The organism is Sphingobium soli (assembly GCF_020782245.1).
Classification (GTDB): Bacteria; Pseudomonadota; Alphaproteobacteria; order Sphingomonadales; family Sphingomonadaceae; genus Sphingobium; species Sphingobium soli.
This window is the reverse complement of the sequence record NZ_JAJGNP010000003.1, coordinates 90,617-107,736: the sequence shown is the minus strand read 5'-3', so window position 1 is coordinate 107,736 and position 17,120 is coordinate 90,617. Positions and strand designations below refer to the sequence as shown.

General features: G+C 64.7%; 12 protein-coding genes. 4 read left to right on the top strand and 8 right to left on the bottom strand.

The features are described from left to right. Positions 1-12 precede the first annotated feature (12 nt). The 4 genes from holA to LL253_RS05175 form a co-directional block, all read right to left on the bottom strand. On the bottom strand, positions 13-1,053 hold the full coding sequence (gene holA / locus LL253_RS05190; protein ID WP_228221416.1) for a DNA polymerase III subunit delta: 1,041 nt from the start codon (positions 1,051-1,053) through the stop codon (positions 13-15). After that, positions 1,050-1,559 (bottom strand): LPS assembly lipoprotein LptE, encoded by a 510-nt coding sequence (gene lptE, locus LL253_RS05185; protein ID WP_009823292.1) that lies wholly within the window; start codon positions 1,557-1,559, stop codon positions 1,050-1,052. Before lptE ends, holA begins: the two co-directional genes overlap by 4 nt. A gap of 58 nt (positions 1,560-1,617) precedes the next feature. Then, entirely contained in the window at positions 1,618-4,173 is a 2,556-nt protein-coding gene (gene leuS, locus LL253_RS05180) for a leucine--tRNA ligase (protein ID WP_228226441.1), read from the bottom strand. Positions 4,174-4,277: 104 nt separating this feature from the next. Then, positions 4,278-4,724, bottom strand: coding sequence for a DUF3576 domain-containing protein (locus LL253_RS05175; protein ID WP_228221418.1), 447 nt, complete (start codon positions 4,722-4,724; stop codon positions 4,278-4,280). Between the two features lie 254 nt (positions 4,725-4,978). Here LL253_RS05175 and LL253_RS05170 point away from each other — a divergent pair, with 254 nt between their 5' ends. Both LL253_RS05170 and LL253_RS05165 read left to right on the top strand, forming a co-directional pair. Further along, on the top strand, positions 4,979-5,698 hold the full coding sequence (locus tag LL253_RS05170; RefSeq protein WP_228221419.1) for a hypothetical protein: 720 nt from the start codon (positions 4,979-4,981) through the stop codon (positions 5,696-5,698). A gap of 163 nt (positions 5,699-5,861) precedes the next feature. Then, on the top strand, positions 5,862-6,413 hold the full coding sequence (locus LL253_RS05165) for an arsenate-mycothiol transferase ArsC (RefSeq protein WP_228221420.1): 552 nt from the start codon (positions 5,862-5,864) through the stop codon (positions 6,411-6,413). Here the strand turns inward: LL253_RS05165 and LL253_RS05160 are convergent. The 4 genes from LL253_RS05160 to LL253_RS05145 all read right to left on the bottom strand — a co-directional run bounded on the left by LL253_RS05160 (position 6,385) and on the right by LL253_RS05145 (position 11,529). Beyond that, complete coding sequence (locus LL253_RS05160; protein WP_228226440.1) at positions 6,385-7,596, bottom strand: carboxylate--amine ligase; 1,212 nt, start codon at positions 7,594-7,596, stop codon at positions 6,385-6,387. The genes LL253_RS05165 and LL253_RS05160 overlap by 29 nt on opposite strands. Continuing rightward, positions 7,593-8,573 (bottom strand): polysaccharide deacetylase family protein, encoded by a 981-nt coding sequence (locus tag LL253_RS05155; protein WP_228226439.1) that lies wholly within the window; start codon positions 8,571-8,573, stop codon positions 7,593-7,595. The genes LL253_RS05160 and LL253_RS05155 overlap by 4 nt, the downstream gene beginning before the upstream one ends. Positions 8,574-8,687: 114 nt before the next feature. Further along, on the bottom strand, positions 8,688-9,176 hold the full coding sequence (locus LL253_RS05150; RefSeq protein WP_228226438.1) for a flavin reductase family protein: 489 nt from the start codon (positions 9,174-9,176) through the stop codon (positions 8,688-8,690). A 91-nt stretch (positions 9,177-9,267) separates the two neighbouring features. After that, on the bottom strand, positions 9,268-11,529 hold the full coding sequence (locus LL253_RS05145; protein WP_037543698.1) for an NADP-dependent malic enzyme: 2,262 nt from the start codon (positions 11,527-11,529) through the stop codon (positions 9,268-9,270). A 147-nt stretch (positions 11,530-11,676) separates the two neighbouring features. Between LL253_RS05145 and mutS the strand changes: the two genes are divergently transcribed. Beyond that, a complete protein-coding gene (gene mutS, locus LL253_RS05140) occupies positions 11,677-14,337 on the top strand; it encodes a DNA mismatch repair protein MutS (RefSeq protein ID WP_228226437.1) in 2,661 nt (886 codons plus the stop codon). Between the two features lie 10 nt (positions 14,338-14,347). Then, positions 14,348-17,110 carry a [protein-PII] uridylyltransferase gene (locus LL253_RS05135; protein WP_009823302.1) on the top strand — a complete coding sequence of 921 codons (2,763 nt, stop codon included), beginning with the start codon at positions 14,348-14,350 and terminating at the stop codon, positions 17,108-17,110. Positions 17,111-17,120: the final 10 nt, after the last annotated feature.

The following is a 17,120-nucleotide window of genomic DNA, read 5'->3' as shown; positions in this document are numbered from 1 at the left end:
GGCGAAGGCGGATCAAGCCCGCTCCCGCGCTGCCTGCCGCGCTATGGCCAGCAACTCATGCCGCACCATCAGGTCGCCCAGGCCCCTGCCCCCGCGGCTCGATCGCTCGGCCGCCAATAATCGCTGGATCACGCGCGCGATACCGGGCGCGTCCCAAAGTCGCACCTGCCGCGTCACCAGCCCCTTTTCCTTCCAGAACACCGCGCGGCCGGCCTGATCGACCGCCGCCTCCAGCCGCCCGCTGGCGTCGAAGGCGTCACGGATCGTCGCCAGCAGCATCGCGCGGGTGAGCAACGGGCGGATCACAGCCGCCATTGCGGCGCCCGCCTGCGCCAATGCCGTCAATTCGCGATGCATCGCCCGAAGGTCGCCGCCCAGCACGGCGTTGACCAGGGGACCGACTTCCGTTTCAGGATTATCCGCCGACAGCGCATCCAGCGCTTCCGCCGTGGCTTCGGCCGGCCGGTCGGGCGCCGCGTCGAGATAGAGAATCAGCTTTTCGATCTCGCCCGCCATCAGCGCCCGGTCCCCACCCGACAGGTCGACGATCCGCCGGGCCAGGTCAGACGACAGGCGCAGCCCGCCGTCCCGCGCGATACCGATGGCGATCTGCTCCGCCTCCCGCCCGTCGGGTTGATAGGAGATGCAGGCCAATATGCCTTTATGATCGAGCGCCAGCTTGGCCAGCTTCGACGTCGGCTTGAGCGCGCCGGCGACCGCGATCACCGGGTTGCCCGCCGCTTCGGCGTCCAGCAAGGCGTTGAGGGCGGGCAGGCAATCATCGCCAATGCCGTTGACGCGAATCCAACGCTTGTCGCCGAACATGGAAAAGGCCGCCGCTTCGTCGGACAGGCGCGCCGGATCCTCGCGCAGGGTCGGCGCGTCGAGGTCGATCCGCTCCGCCTGCGGCCCCATGGCGCGTTCAAGACGCTTCGCCAGCGCCTGGCTGCCCGCCTCATCGGGGCCGTAGAGCAGGAAGAACCGGGTGTTCGCGGCCGCACCCTGACCGGGGGCGTCCAGCGCCTTTTCCATCTGGCCGCGATTGGCCTTCAAGGATTGGCGGCCTTGCGCGAATAGAGAGCAAGGCGGGTGATAATCTGATCAGCGACCGTCTGCGACAGCCGTTCCAGCGCGGTATCTTCGGCGGCAATCGTGGCATATTCGCTGGAGGTGACGTCGATGCCCGCGTCCGACCCGGCGGTGTCGTCCAATATCTGCGCGCCTGTGCTTTCATCCACCAGCTGATAGCGCGCGCGCAGCGTCCGCCGCTCGCGCGTGATCGCCGCGTCGGCGCGCAGGCCAAGGCCCGCAATATTATCGTCCAGCTTGACGACCAGTCGGTAGCGCGGGCCGCTGCCGCTCTGCATCGCGGCCAGCCGATCGTTGAGGGCATTGCGGACCAGCCAGCCCGCCTTGCCCTCGATCGGGGCGACCTCGACATTGCCCAGCGCCCGCGCGACCGGCCCAGCGCCGCCCCCACCATAGACCGGCCGCAGCCCGCAGGCGGTAAGGGACGCAAGGCCGATAAGGGGGACGATGACGGGAAGGATGCGCTTCATGATCCGGACCCTTAAACCTTCCGTCGTTCCCGCGAAAGCGGGAACGACGGGGTTCGATTCAGATGACCAGATTGACCAGCCGATCGGCCACCACGATCACCTTCTTGGGGCTGGCACCGTCCAGGATACGGGCGACATTCGGGGCAGCGAGCGCCAGCCTTTCCAGTTCGTCCCTGGGCGTTCCCTTGGCCACGGTGATGGTGTCGCGCAGCTTGCCCATGACCTGGCAGGCGATGGTGACTTCATCATCGACCAGCAGCGCGGGATCGACCGCCGGCCATGAAGCCTCGGCGATCAGGCCGGAACAGCCATTGTCCTGCCCCATCTGCGCCCAGCCTTCCTCGGCCAGATGCGGCGTCATCGGCGCAACCAGCAGCGCCAGCGTACGAATGGCGGTGGTGCGGCTGGCCGATGGCCTGGCCTTTTCGACCGCGTTCACCAGTTCGTAGATCTTGGCGACCGCCTTATTGAAGCCCAGCGATTCAATATCCTTCGCCACGCCGTCGATCGTCTGGTGCAGCTTGCGGTCCAGCGCCTTGTCCTGGCCTTCCGCCGCCGCATCGGCCTCAGCGAACAGCCGCCAGACACGGTTGACGAAACGCCAGCTTCCCTCGATGCCGCTGTCGGTCCAGGGCAGATCGCGCTCGGGCGGGCTGTCGGACAGCATGAACCAGCGCACCGCGTCCGCACCATATTGTTCGATGATGTCATCGGGATCGACGACATTTTTCTTGGACTTGGACATTTTTTCGACGCGGCCAACGGTAACGGGCGCGCCGCTTTCGATATGCGTATAGTCGTCCCCGGACTTCTTCACCTCGACGGGCGACAGCCAGCTGCCATCGCCGGCCTTGTATGTTTCATGCGTCACCATGCCTTGGGTGAACAGGCCGGTGAACGGCTCGGCAAAGCCCAGCTGCCCCATATGCTGGAGCGCGCGCGTCCAGAAGCGGGCGTAGAGAAGATGCAGGATCGCATGTTCGACGCCGCCAATATATTGGCCGACCGGCAGCCATTGCTCGACCGTGGCGCGATCGAACGGCCTGTCCCTGGGCTGGCTGGCGAAGCGGATGAAATACCAGCTGGAATCGGCGAAGGTGTCGAGCGTGTCCGTCTCACGCCGGGCGGGCTTGCCGCAGGCCGGGCAATCGACATGCTTCCAGGTCGGATGCCGGTCGAGCGGGTTGCCGGGAATGTCGAAGCTGACATCCTCTGGCAGCACGACCGGCAGCTGATCCTTGGGTACCGGGACCACGCCGCAGCCGTCGCAATGGATCACGGGGATCGGCGTGCCCCAGTAACGCTGACGCGACACGCCCCAGTCGCGCAGGCGGAACACGGTCTTGCCCTCGCCCCAGCCTTCGCTCTCGGCGCGGGCGATGACGGCGGCCTTGGCCTCTTCCACCGCCATTCCATCAAGGAAGCGGGAGTTCACCAGACGGCCGGGGCCGGTATAGGCCTCGTCATGAATGGGCTTGTCGGCCTCACCCTCGGCGGCGACCACGCGCTCCACGGGAAGCATATATTTGCGAGCGAAGTCGAGGTCGCGCTGGTCATGGCCTGGCACGCCCATGACCGCGCCGGTGCCATAGTCCATCAGCACGAAATTGGCGATGAAGACGGGCAGCTGCCAGTCCGGGTCGAACGGATGAACCATCGACAGGCCGGTGTCGAAACCCAGCTTTTCGGCCGTCTCCAGCTCGGCCGCGGTGGTGCCGCCTTCCTTGCATTTCTCGATGAAGGCGGCGGCGTCCGCATTGTTGGCGGCGATCGCCTGCGCCACGGGATGATCCGCGGCGATCGCGACGAAACTGGCGCCGAAGATGGTGTCGGGCCGGGTCGAATAGACCGCGATCCCCGCGCCCGCGTCCAGACCCTCCAGCGCTTCGCGTTCCGGGAAGGGTGCGAAGTCGAACCGGAATTGGAGCCCAACCGACTTGCCGATCCAGTTTTCCTGCATGGTCCGCACCTTTTCGGGCCATTGGTCGAGGCTCTTCAGCCCGTCCAGCAGGTCGTCGGCGAACTGGGTGATCTTGAGGAACCACTGGTTGAGCTTGCGCTTTTCGACCGGCGCACCCGATCGCCAGCCCTTGCCGTCGATCACCTGTTCGTTCGCCAGCACGGTCATGTCGACCGGGTCCCAGTTGACCGACGATTCCTTGCGATAGACGAGGCCAGCCTCCAGCATGTCCAGGAACAGCGCCTGTTCATGGCCATAATAGTCCGGTTCGCAGGTGGCGAGTTCGCGGCTCCAGTCGATCGCGAAGCCCAGCTTTTTCAGCTGCGCGCGCATGTTGGCGATGTTGGAACGGGTCCAGTCGCCCGGATGCACCTTCTTTTCCATCGCGGCGTTTTCGGCCGGCATGCCAAAGGCGTCCCAGCCCATCGGATGCAGCACTTCATGCCCGGTCATCCGCCGGAACCGCGCCAGCACATCGCCCATCGAATAGTTGCGCACATGGCCGATATGGATGCGCCCCGATGGATAGGGAAACATCTCCAGCACATAGGATCGCGGCTTGGGCGAAGCATCGTTCGCGCGAAAGCTCTGCTTTTCGTCCCACACCGCCTGCCAGCGGGCGTCGGCCTCCAGCGGGTTGAAGCGCCTTTGCATCTCTAATCCTTACACATACGCGCGGGGCTGGGCCTGCGATGAAGCCCAGCCCCGGATGCTGAAAAACGGGCCGCGCCGCGCGGCCCCTGGAAATTGGGGTAGGGTCAGCCGATCGCCATGCGGCGCAGGTCGCGCGCCTTGGTGAGGATGATCTCCTCCAGCTTCTGCACCGTGGCGGCCTTGACCGGGGCATCGACCCAGGCGCCATTCTGGCTGACCTGGCGGCTGGCAGCGACGCGCACCGCATCGGCGCGCAGATCCTGATCCAAGATCGACACGGTCAGCTTCATTCGCTCGCCGGGCGTATTGGGATCGATATACCAGTCGGTGACGACCACGCCGCCGTTCGAGTCGGTTTGCGCCAGCGGCATGAAGGACAAGGTGTCGAGCGTCGCGCGCCACAGATAGGCGTTGACGCCGATCGTCGTCACGCGAGAGGCGGCGAGATCCGCCTTGGGCCGGTCCTTGGAACCACCGCCGCACGCCGCGAGCGGCAGAAGCGCAGCCAGCAGCAGACCGGCGGAAACAGGGGCGGGAAGGCGACGGGCCATCAGGCATGTCCTAGCTTGAAAAGACGAAAATCAGCCCGCTTCTATAGTGTCCGCGCGCCATTGGGCAAGGGGCGCTGGATCAGTCCGTCGCGCGCGGGCGTTGACCGCGAAATTATTGCGCCGCCGGCACCTTCGACAAACATGTGGGTTTGGAGCAACAGCTTCGATAAAAAGCCGCCGGGCCTCTAGCCAGTGGCGGCTTTGTCGGTGTAATGCGTTAACAAATACAAGTTGGCGGGGACGAGATTCGGGTCATGCGCATGAACAGGGGATATTTAGCGGTAGCAGGATCGGCAATTGCCGTTGCCGGCTTCCTGCTGTCTCCCGCCATTGGCGCGGCGACGGATCTGGCGCCGCTGCGCCCCGATGCGCCGGTATCGCTGGGTGCGCTCGGCAGCATTTCCTCCTTCACCCCCACCACCAAGGATCCTCAGCTTGCTGCGGCTTACGCCAAGATCGCAGCATCCGCCAGCCGGCAGGGTTTCCGCTTCACGCCCACCAGCGGATCGCTGAGCGGCCAGCGTGAAATCACCATCATGGTCCGCGCAAGCGATCGCGGTGGCTCGGACAAGACCGAGACGCCCGTCGATATCAAGCCCATGGCCTTCAGCCTGAACGGCGCGCATAACTGGCGCAAATTCGCCCTGCCCGAATCGGTGGGCCGCAAGGCGCTTGACCCGGTGCCGGTCGAAACGATGGTTGATGCCAAGAATTTCTCCCTCGATGATGGCAAGAAGGACCGTTTCAGCACCAAGGTACTGATCGAAAGCCGTCGCGAACCGAGCGCCGCGCGCAACCCGGCGGCTGAGAAGGATTATTCGCTGGACCTCGCCAGCTCCTATTCGCTGACCCGTAACCTTAACGTAACGGCGGGCGTGCGCTACAACAATAATGTCGTGGGTCGTTTGACCCCCATGACCGACGACCGGCAGGACAGTCAGGCCGTCTATCTGGGCACCAGCTTCAAATTCTGACGGCTTGGCCGTGGATCGATTCGCGCCGGTGATCAATGCGCGGCACGGGTTTCCGCAACGCGGTATTGCGTGAATCTGAACCACGAACGGCCCCCAACCTGGTTGATCCCATCCATGGCTTGGCTATCAACGTAGTGATGCCCCCCCGCCTTCACCCTTGCCGATGATTCGCCGGCACTTCGGCACGTTTCGCGGACTGGTGCGGCTTGCCCTCTCCTATCCACAGATGTTTCTGGGCCTGTCCACGGGCAGGTCGTTCGATCCCGCCTGCGTGCGCCGACTGGTCTTCGTCTGCCAGGGCAATATCTGCCGCAGCGCCTTTGCCGAGGCGGTAGCGCGTCGTGCCGGCCTGCGCGCGGTATCCGTGGGCCTTTCCACCACGCCCGGTCGCCCCGCTCATCCGCCCGCAATCGCGGCCGCGCACGCGCTTGGCCACGACCTCCACGCCCATCGCGCCACCGATCTTGCAGATTATCAGCCGCAGCCGGGCGACCTGCTGCTGGTGATGGAAGTGCGGCAACTGGCCCGGTTGGCCGCAGATCCGCGCCTGCGCGACGTGCCGCGCACATTGCTGGGCCGATGGACCCGACCGATGACGCCGCATCTGCACGACCCTTATGGGCTGGACGAGGAATATATGGTGCAGTGCCTGACCCGCATCGAAAGGGCGGTCGCCCGGATCGCTGTCAGCCTTCCCGGCGCACGGCTTTCCTGACGATCTGCGCCATGTCGCGCAGCCACGGCCGGAAGTCGTGCCAGGACCACACATAATAACGCGATCGCGGATCGAGAAATCCCATCAGATAGCCCGCCAGCTCCGCCAGCGGCCGCCGACGGAAATAGGGATCGTCGATCGTGCGCGGCCGCAGCAGAATGCGCCCCAGCCGCTTGGTTTCGGGCACCATGTACCGCGCGCGCAGATCGTCGCGGGGCGCCCGAGCCGGATCGGTCTGCCCCAGGACGACACGGCGATAGGCCTCCCACGCGAAATGCGCGCTGCAATGCCAGGCAAGCGGTTGGCTGCCCCAGAAGCGGCCATTGACCTCCATCAGCCAATATCGATCATTGTCAGGATCATGACGATATTCGACCATTGCCTGACCCTCCCACCCAATGGCCCGCAGCAATTTTTCCGACAGCGCCATTTGCGCGTCATGGCGGTCCATCGGTTCTGCCCGGCAAAGCGTCGATACGCCACCTTCGGGCGGCCATTCATGCAACCGCCGATGCTGAAAGCGCAGCGTGGCGCGGCCGCCCTGCATGTAGAGCATCTGCCCCAGGCCATGACCGGCGCAATATTGCTGGATCAGGGGCCAGCGGCCGATCGGCGCAAACCGGTCCAGCAAGGCGCGGAGGTCTTCGGGACCATGTAGATAATCCGTCTTGCGCCACTCCAGGCCCGCGGCCTCCAGCACGGGCAAGATCGCCTGCGGGTTCGCCCATTTGGCGACGAGGGGATAGCGCATGTCCGCAAGGCGCGCGGCGAAATCCTCACCAGGCACGGGTTGCCATGTCTGCGGCGTAAGCAGGCCCGCCCCCGCTGCGGCCTCCAGCGTCTGCCGCTTGTCCAGCACGCGCGCCAGGCGATCGAGCCGAGGCGCGAGAATATGACAATCGCCGATCATCGGCGGCATCGTCGCCAATTCCATCAGGTCGGATTCAGCGATCGCCAACACGGCGCGCGCGCTTGTCCGCGCGATAAGATCGGGCAGCCAGGATGCGATCAACCCGTCCGGGCGCCGGGTCCAGCCCCGGCAATGACGCGAGGCGACAGCGATGGCGGACGCATCACGCGCGACGCCATGCACAGGAACATCGTGCTCCCCCAACTCTCGCGTGATCGTCAGGGCGATGGCATTTTCCATGCCAAGGAGGAGAACGCCGGGCAGCGCGCTCACGCAGGGATAAGCCGATGCTCGTAGCGCCACGTGGCCAGTGCCTGCGCCGCCATGCGCATTCCGGTGCGCCACCGGCTGGGCGGCACGCGATCCAGGGGACGTTCAGGCGCGTCGGCCAGCGCCGGTGAAAGATCGCGGAAGCCCATGCCGCGCACCCCCGGCAACCCAGCGGCTTCGCGGCACAGCTGTTCGAACCGGCGGATCACGGCCCCGTTCGGCCGCGCGCGATCGCGCGACAGCATTTCGAAACTATGGGTCACCACGACAAAGGCGTCATGACCGTTGCGAACGGCGTGACGCAGGCCGGCGCGCATCTCGTCCGCCGACATGGCGCAAATCTGCGCCGGTCGAAATCCGCCGGGACGGTCGATAATGCCTGACACGGGCAATTCGGCCACGCCATGGATACGCTTTGCGCCAATCTGTCCATGATCTGCCGAAATGCGGCAGTCGCCGCCCAGATAGGCCGGGTTGACGCTGCTGTCCCAGTCGATGCCGACAGCCGCCAGTGCGCGCAGCGTATCGTCATTGGCCCCGAAATTGCCGGCGCGAAAGGCCGTGATCGGCGGCGCGCCGGCTTGCTCCAGATAGTCTTTGGCCAAACCGAGCAGCGTTACCTGATCGCCTAGCGAGAAATCGCCGATATTGCGCCCCTGACGCCCTTCGACAGGCGAGTCCCTGGCCCAGGCGAGCCATTCGGTGTGGATATGCAGTTGCACCTCATGCCCGCGACCGACGATCTCGCCGACGATCGGCGTAAGGAAGGCCGCGCCATGAACCAGCGCAGGCAGCGGGTCGAGGAAGAACACGCCTGTCAGCTTATGGCGATCCAGCACATCCATCTGCCAGCCAATGCCACAGGCCCGGCCACCTGTTTCGGCATGGATCGATCGTCGCAGATTTTCGTCGAGGCTCAGCCCGCGTTGCTGCAACAGGGCGGACAGCTCGGTATCGACGGTGATGAGCAACGCGGTCATGCGGTGATCCGGCCAGAGTGTCCTGCTCCTGTAAGCGCAATGCGTTAAGGAGCCGTATTATGTCCGGGATATGTCGGCATGCGCGCCGCTGCGCAATATGGAGGCCCGATTTTGTCAATCGAGCAGTGCGAACTCGCCATAGCTGCCTTGGAAGAAGAGCAGGGGCCGCTCGGGCCGCTCCACCTCCAGCGCGACTACGCGCCCCAGCACGATGTGGTGATCGCCCGCTTCATGCACCGCATCGAGCGTGCAATCGATCCAGGCGACGACATCGTCCAGGATCGGAGAGCCGTGGGCCGATACGCGATGGGCGATGCCGGCAAATTTATCGACTCCGGGCGCGGCGATCTGACGGCATACCGGCAGCTGATCGCTGGCGAGGATATTGACGCAAAAGCGGCCGACCTTTTCAATGCGGGGCCAGCTGCTCGACGTCTTGGCCGGAAAAAAGGCGACCAAGGGCGGATCGAGCGAGACGGAGGTGAAGGAACCGACCACCATGCCCACCGGCGCGCCATCCGCTTCGACGGCGGTCACGACGCACACACCGGTCGGGTAATGGCCGAGCACGCGACGAAAGGTCGCGCTGTCAAAACCGGTCATGCCCATGGCGTCACGCTCCCCATTGCTATTGTCGCGCCTTCCCTGTCGCGTCGAGACGCTCTGGCGCAAGCGAAAAGCGACAGAGAGCCGGTCAGAGCGCCACGCCGCCCGCCGCCAGCACCGCCAAAGTCAGCAATTCCGACGCGTTGGAGGACATAGTCGCGATCTGGACGGATTTTTCCATCCCCACCAGCAGCGGGCCGATCATCGAGGTGCCACCCAGTTCACGCAGCAGCTTGGCCGAGATGTTGGCGGAATGCAGGCCCGGCATGACCAAGACATTGGCGGGACCCGACAACCGGCTGAAGGGATAATTTTTCATCACCGCCGGATTGAGCGCCGCGTCAGGCGTCATTTCGCCCTCATATTCGAAATCGACCGCTCGTTCGTCCAGCAGCTTCACCGCGCCGCGAATATTGTCGAGGAAGCTGCCGGGCGGGTTTCCGAAATTGGCGTAGGACAGGAAAGCGACGCGCGGATCATGGCCCATGCGGCGCGCAACCGCGACTGTGCCCATGGCGATGTCGGCCAGTTCCGCCGCGCTCGGTCGCTCGTTCACCGTCGTGTCGGCCAGAAACACCGTCTTGTCCTTCGCCACCATGACATGGATGCCAAAGGGCGTGCGGCCGGCCGCCGGGTCCATGACCCGCTTTACCTCCCGCAGGGTCTGGGCATAGGGCCGGGTCATGCCGGTCAGCATCGCGTCGGCAACGCCCATCTTCACCAGCAAGGTGCCGAAGATATTGCGATCGCGGTTCACCATCCGCTCGCAGTCGCGGCGCAGATAGCCCCGGCGCTGAAGCCGCGCATAGAGCATGTCGACCATATCGGGCACCAATGGCGAATTGACGCTGTTATGCAGTTCAAAGCTCTCGGGATCGCGCACGCCCAGCGCGCGCAACTTGTCCACCACGTCGCCGCGCCCGACCAGGACGGGGACGCCATAGCCCAGTTCGCGAAACTGGATCGCGGCGCGCAGCACCACCTCCTCCTCCGCTTCGGCAAAGACCACGCGTTTGGGATTGGCCTTGGCGATTTCATAGGCGCTGTTCAGCACCGATGTCGTGGGATTGAGCCGCGCCTTTAGGGACTGGCGATAGGCGCCTAGATCCTCGATCGGTCGCTGCGCCATGCCGGTTTCCATCGCCGCTTGAGCGACAGCGGCCGGCACCACTTCCATCAGACGCGGATCGAAGGGGGCAGGAATGATATAATCGGGCCCGAAACTGTGCGACCGGCCATAGGCCTTGGCCACTTCCTCAGGCACGCGTTCGCGCGCCAGTTCAGCGATCGCCTTGGCCGCCGCCAGCTTCATCGCCTCATTGATGCCGGTAGCCCGCACGTCCAGCGCCCCGCGAAAGATGAAGGGGAAACCCAGGACATTGTTGACCTGATTGGGGAAATCGGACCGCCCGGTCGCGACAATCGCATCCGGCCGCACCGCCTTGGCATCGGGAGGCAGGATTTCGGGGTCGGGATTGGCCATGGCGAAGATGATCGGCTTGTCCGCCATGGACGCTACCATTTCCGGACTCATCGCGCCGGCAACCGAAAGGCCCAGGAACACATCCGCGCCCTTCACGGCTTCGGCCAGCGTGCGTGCGTCGGTCCTGACCGCATGGGCCGATTTCCACTGGTTCATGCCTTCGCTGCGGCCCTGGTAGATCACGCCCTTGCTGTCGCACATGATGACATTGTCGTGCGGCACGCCCAGCGCCTTTATGAGTTCGGTGCAGCTGATCGATGCGGCCCCGGCTCCATTCACCACCACCTTCATGGTCTTCATGTCGCGGCCCGTTAGGAGTGCGGCATTGAGTACGCCCGCAGCGGCGATGATCGCGGTGCCATGCTGGTCGTCGTGGAAGACGGGAATATTCATCCGCTCCTTCAGCGTCGTTTCTATAACGAAGCATTCGGGCGCCTTGATATCCTCCAGGTTGATGCCGCCAAAGCTCGGCTCCATCAGCTCGACCGCATCGATGAAGCGGTCGACATCCTCGGTCTTCAGTTCGATGTCGATCGAATCGACATCGGCAAAGCGCTTGAACAGCACCGCCTTGCCTTCCATCACCGGCTTGGAGGCGAGCGCCCCCAGATTGCCAAGGCCAAGAATTGCGGTGCCATTGGAGATGACTGCAACCAAATTGCCCTTGGCGGTATAATCGTAGGCGGTTGCGGGGTCGGCCGCGATGGCGCGGACCGGAACGGCGACACCGGGGGAATAAGCAAGGGACAGGTCGCGTTGCGTCGCCATTGGCTTGGACGCGATGATCTCGATCTTTCCAGGCCGCCCGGTTGCGTGGAAGAACAGCGCCTCGCGTTCGGAAAATTCCACATTGGATCGGTCGGACATCATGGGCTCCCAACTATTGGAACTTTTGGAAAGATGAACAGGCCCTAGCGGTGCGCCTATCTTGTGGGCAAGTGCGAGATACGCAATTTTCCCGCACCTTTCGCGACGCTCTGGTTTCAGGCCGGCGTTCGGGCTATCGGCTGCGCCATGGCGAAATCCAGCGACACGACCGCCCAGCCCACGCCGATGATGGCCCAATATCTGGCGCTCAAGGCGCAGGCGCAGGACTGCCTGCTCTTCTACCGGATGGGCGACTTCTTCGAACTTTTCTTTGACGACGCAAAACTGGCCGCCGCGACGCTGGACATAGCGCTCACCAGCCGCGGCGATCATGAAGGCGCACCGATCCCGATGTGTGGTGTTCCGGTGCACAGTGCCGAATCCTATCTCGCGCGGTTGATCAAGGGCGGCCACCGTGTCGCCATCGCCGAACAGACCGAAACCCCTGCGCAGGCCAAGGCGCGCGGGAGCAAGGCGCTGGTGACGCGCGACATCGTTCGCTACGTCACCGCCGGCACGCTGACCGAAGAAACGCTGCTCGACGCGCGGCACGACAATATGCTGGTGGCGCTGGCGCAGGTGGGGGGCGAGACGTCGGGCGAGGTCGGCATCGCTGCCGCCGATATATCGACTGGCCGGTTTGAGACATTGACCTGCCCCATCGTCGACCTGCCCGCCGAATTGGCCCGGTTGCGGCCGAGCGAAACCGTGCTGGCGGACGGCGCAACGATGGATGTTCCGGGCGCCACAGCCTTTGACCGCGCAGCCTTTTCCAGCAGCCGGGCGCAAGCTGCGCTCAAGCGGCTGTTCGGCGTGGCAACGCTTGATGGCTTTGGCCAATTCGACCGCGCCGAACTTGCCGCCATGGGCGGGCTGGTCGCCTATCTCGATCATGCCGGCAAGGGCACACTGCCTTTCCTTGCGCCCCCGATGCGCAAGGCGAGCGGCGCACATGTCGCGATTGACGCGGCCACGCGGGAAAGCCTGGAGATCGTCGCCACCACCGCCGGCACGCGCGCAGGCAGCCTGCTCGCCGCCGTCGACCGGACAGTCACGGGCGCGGGCGCGCGACTGCTGGCGCAGGATATTTCCGCGCCGCTGATGGACCTGTCCGCCATCGAAGCGCGGCTGGGCCTGATGCAGATGTTCCATGATGATGCGGGCCTTCGCGATCAAGTGCGCGGCGCCCTGCGCGCCCTGCCCGACATTGGCCGCGCGCTGGGGCGCGTCGCGGTCGGCCGGGGCAGCCCCCGCGACCTGGGCCAGTTGCGCGATGGCCTTGGCGAAGCCCGGATGCTGCGCGAACGGCTGGGCCGTCTGCCCGACCAGCCGCCGCTGCTGCAACAATTGCTCCCTGCGCTCGACGGCCATGGGCAGATGGTGGACGCCTTAGCGCGCGCGCTCATCCCTGCGCCACCAACCGAAACCGCCAATGGCGGCTATATCGCCGATGGCTATGACGCGGCGCTGGACGAACTGCGCCGCATGGCCGGGGACGGCCGCCGCGCCATCGCCGCGCTGGAGGCGAAATATCGCGAGCAAACCGGCATCGGCGCGCTCAAGATCCGGCACAATGGCGTGCTCGGCTATCATGTGGAGGTCCCCGCCCGCGCCGCCGACGCGCTGATGGCGCCCGACAGCGGCTTTACCCATCGCCAGACGCTGGCCGGCGTGGTGCGTTTCAATTCGGTGGACCTGCATGAAGAAGCCGGGCGCGTCGCCCAGGCCGGCGCGCATGCGCTGGTCGCCGAAGCCGCGCATCTAGAGGACCTCACCAACGCCGTACTCGATCGCAAGGCCGATATTGCCCGCGCGGCCGATGCGCTCGCTCGGCTCGACGTCGCCGCTGCGCTGGCCGAGCGCGCGGCAGAGGGGGGATGGCAGCGGCCCCATTTCGTCGCTGCCGATGGAGTCGGTGGTCATGGGGGGCAATGTCTCGACATCGTCGGCGGGCGCCACCCGGTCGTGGAGGATGCGCTGCGTAAGGAAGGCCAGCCCTTCGTCGCCAATGATTGCCGGCTTGGCGAAAGCGATAGGCTGTGGCTGGTCACAGGCCCCAATATGGGGGGCAAATCGACCTTCCTGCGGCAAAATGCGCTGATCGTGATATTGGCGCAGGCGGGTGGCTATGTCCCCGCCCAGTCGGCGACGATGACATTGGTCGACCGCTTGTTCAGCCGTGTTGGCGCATCGGACAATCTCGCCAAGGGCCGGTCCACCTTCATGGTCGAAATGGTGGAGACCGCCGCGATCCTGGCGCAGGCATCCGAGCGGAGTTTCGTCATTCTGGATGAAGTCGGGCGCGGCACATCGACCTATGACGGGCTAGCGCTGGCCTGGGCCGTGGTGGAGGCGGTGCATGAGGTCAACCAGTGCCGCTGCCTCTTCGCCACACATTATCACGAATTGACGCGGCTGGCGGAAACTCTCCCCTCGCTCTCGCTGCACCATGTCCGCGCCCGTGAGTGGAAGGGCGACCTCGTCCTGCTGCACGAACTTGCGCAGGGGCCGGCCGACCGCAGCTATGGCCTGGCGGTTGCGCGGCTCGCCGGCCTGCCGCCCGCGGTGCTCAAACGGGCAAAGGATGTTCTCGCGCGGCTGGAAGCAGGCAAGGCGAAGACCGGCGGCATTGCGGCGGGCCTTGACGACCTGCCCCTGTTCGCAGCGGCCGCGGCGCAGGAGGATGAGCCGGTCGACCCGTTGCGCGAGGCGATCGAAGCAATCGATGCGGATGCCCTGTCTCCGCGTGAAGCGCTCGATCACATCTATCGATTGAAACAACTGGTCGTGCAGGAGCAGCACGACTAGATAGCGCAGCATGGTCATGCAGTTTCCCGCCTTAGGATCGCGTCGCGCGATCATCGACCGGCGCGCCATTTCCGATCGGATCAACGCCCTGGCGCTGGAGCACCGCGGCGATCCCATGCGGCTGCGCGGCCTGATCGTGCAGGAACTCAAAGATGCGCTCGACCATGGCCGGGCGGATGTTGCGCGCCGATTGGAGGAGCGGCCGACGCGTGGACGCGAAACGGTGAGCGCCTTTGCCTTCCTGATCGACCAGATTCTGCGCTTGCTCTATGACGCGACGACGCATCACCTCTATCCAGCCGGCAATCGCAGCACGGGCGAGCGGATCGCGCTGATCGCCGTGGGCGGCTATGGCCGGGGCGAAATGGCGCCGCACAGCGATGTCGATATCGGCTTCATCACCCCCTGGAAACCGACCGGCTGGACCGAGCAGGTGATCGAATCCATGCTCTATTCGCTCTGGGACCTCGGCTTGAAGGTCGGGCATAGCAGCCGGTCGGTCGATGAGACGATCCGCATGGCCAAAAGCGACCTGACGGTCCGCACCGCCCTGTTGGAAGCGCGCTATATCTGGGGCGACCGCTCGCTGTATGAGGAAAGTTCGACCCGGTTCGACGCCGAAGTGATGCAGGGCAATGCCCGCGCCTTCGTCACCGAAAAGCTGGAGGAACGCGACGAACGGCACCGGCGCATGGGCGACAGCCGCTATGTCGTCGAACCCAATGTGAAGGAAGGCAAGGGCGGGCTGCGCGACCTCCACACCCTCTTCTGGATCGGCAAATATGTAAATCGCGTCCGCTCGGTCGCGGAACTGGTCGACGTGGGTTTGCTGACGCAAGCGGAACTGCGCCAGTTCCAGAAGGCGGAGGATTTCCTCTGGGCGGTTCGCTGCCATCTCCACAGCATTACCGGCCGAGCCGAGGATCGGCTGACCTTCGACCTGCAACTGGAAACCGCGACCCGGATGCACTTCACCGGCCGCGCCGGTCGGTCGGGCGTCGAGCGCTTCATGCGCTATTATTTCCTGAACGCCAAAACGGTCGGCGATCTGACCGCCGTCTTCCTGGCGCATCTCGACGACCAGCTTGGCCCCAAGGGTCGACGCTATATCCCCAGCCTGTTCCGCCGGCCCAAGAAGCTGGAAGGGTTCGTGCTGGATCGCGGGCGATTGAGCCTGCCGAGCGACGATTTTTTCCAGGCGGACCCGGTGCGTTTGCTGGAGATATTCGCGCTGGCGGACAAGCACGGGCTTCAGATTCACCCCAGCGCCATGCGCGCCGCCAGCCGCGATGCTGGCCTTATCACCAACAAGGTGCGCAAGGACGCGCGCGCCAACGGCTTTTTCATGGACGTGCTGACGTCGCCGCGCGATCCCGAAACGGTGCTGCGCTGGATGAATGAATCGACGGTTTTTGGTCGCTTCATCCCCGACTTTCGCCGCGTCGTCGCGCAAATGCAGTTCGACATGTATCATCATTACACAGTCGATGAACATACGATCCGCGCTGTCGGCCTTCTCGCGCGCATCGAAAAGGGAGAGCTTGGCACCGACCACCCGCTCGCTACCGACCTGATGGGCAAATTGCTGTCGCGCCGCGTCCTCTATGTCGCGGTGCTGCTGCATGACATTGCCAAGGGTCGGGGCGGCGACCACAGCATATTGGGCGCGGACATCGCCGACACGCTCTGTCCGCGCCTTGGCCTGACGGCGGCGGAGACAGAGACCGTATCCTGGCTGGTGCGCTATCATCTGCTCATGTCGGCCACCGCCTTCAAGCGCGATCTCGCCGACTATAAGACCATCCTCGATTTCGTGGAGGTAGTGCAAAGCGCCGAGCGGCTGCGCCTGCTGCTATGCCTGACCGTCGTCGATATTCGCGCGGTGGGGCCGGGCGTATGGAACAGCTGGAAACGGCAACTGCTCGGCGATCTCTACGAATCGGCAGAGGAGGTGCTTCGCCTTGGCCACAAACAGAAGGGCCGTAGCGAACGGGTCGCCGCGAAACAGGATATGCTGCGCCAGACATTGGGCATGAGCGAGGAGACTTTCGACGCGCTCAGCAGCCGCCTGCCCGAATCCTACTGGATCGCGGAGCCTGAAGACATCCTGATCCATAACGTCCAGCATATCCTGGAATCGGGCGATTCGCCGCTGTCGATCGCCGCACAATATTATCCGCAACGCGGCGCGACGCTGGTCACGGTCTATGCAGCCGACCATCCGGGTCTTTTCTATCGTGTCGCGGGCGCCATCCATCTGGCCGGCGGCAATATCATCGACGCGCGCATCCATACGACGCGCGACGGCGTCGCCATCGACAATTTCCTGGTACAGGACCCGCTCGGCGGCGCGTTTCACAGCCCCGAGCAGTTGAAGCGCATTCGCAGCGCGATCGAGGATTCCCTGTCGAACCGACACCGCCTCATTACCAAATTGGCGGCGCGGCCCCTGCCCCGCACCCGCGCCGAGGCGTTTCGCATCGAACCCAATGTGCTGATCGACAACAAGGCGTCGAACCGCTTCACCGTGATCGAGGTCAATGCCCGCGATCGCCCAGCGCTGCTGTTCAGCCTCGCCAACGCGCTGTTCCAGTCGAAAGTCACCGTCCACAGCGCTCATGTCGCCACCTATGGCGAGCGCGCGGTCGACACCTTCTACATCACCGACCTGATCGGCGGAAAGATCGAGAGCAAGGCGCGGCTCCAGACGCTTGAGCGCCGGTTGCTGGCTGCGGCCGGTGGCGAGGTGGGCGAGGCGCTGCAACGGGCATAAGGGCCCAACG

What these genes read in the sequence shown, in the direction of transcription:
- LL253_RS05135 (WP_009823302.1), top strand. Translation starts at nt 14,348, where the DNA reads ATGGTCATGCAGTTTCCCGCCTTAGGATCGCGTCGCGCGATCATCGAC.
- LL253_RS05150 (WP_228226438.1), bottom strand. Translation starts at nt 9,176, where the DNA reads ATGACCGGTTTTGACAGCGCGACCTTTCGTCGCGTGCTCGGCCATTAC.
- LL253_RS05175 (WP_228221418.1), bottom strand. Translation starts at nt 4,724, where the DNA reads ATGGCCCGTCGCCTTCCCGCCCCTGTTTCCGCCGGTCTGCTGCTGGCT.
- leuS (WP_228226441.1), bottom strand. Translation starts at nt 4,173, where the DNA reads ATGCAAAGGCGCTTCAACCCGCTGGAGGCCGACGCCCGCTGGCAGGCG.
- mutS (WP_228226437.1), top strand. Translation starts at nt 11,677, where the DNA reads ATGGCGAAATCCAGCGACACGACCGCCCAGCCCACGCCGATGATGGCC.
- lptE (WP_009823292.1), bottom strand. Translation starts at nt 1,559, where the DNA reads ATGAAGCGCATCCTTCCCGTCATCGTCCCCCTTATCGGCCTTGCGTCC.
- LL253_RS05155 (WP_228226439.1), bottom strand. Translation starts at nt 8,573, where the DNA reads ATGACCGCGTTGCTCATCACCGTCGATACCGAGCTGTCCGCCCTGTTG.
- LL253_RS05165 (WP_228221420.1), top strand. Translation starts at nt 5,862, where the DNA reads ATGATTCGCCGGCACTTCGGCACGTTTCGCGGACTGGTGCGGCTTGCC.
- LL253_RS05170 (WP_228221419.1), top strand. Translation starts at nt 4,979, where the DNA reads ATGCGCATGAACAGGGGATATTTAGCGGTAGCAGGATCGGCAATTGCC.
- LL253_RS05145 (WP_037543698.1), bottom strand. Translation starts at nt 11,529, where the DNA reads ATGTCCGACCGATCCAATGTGGAATTTTCCGAACGCGAGGCGCTGTTC.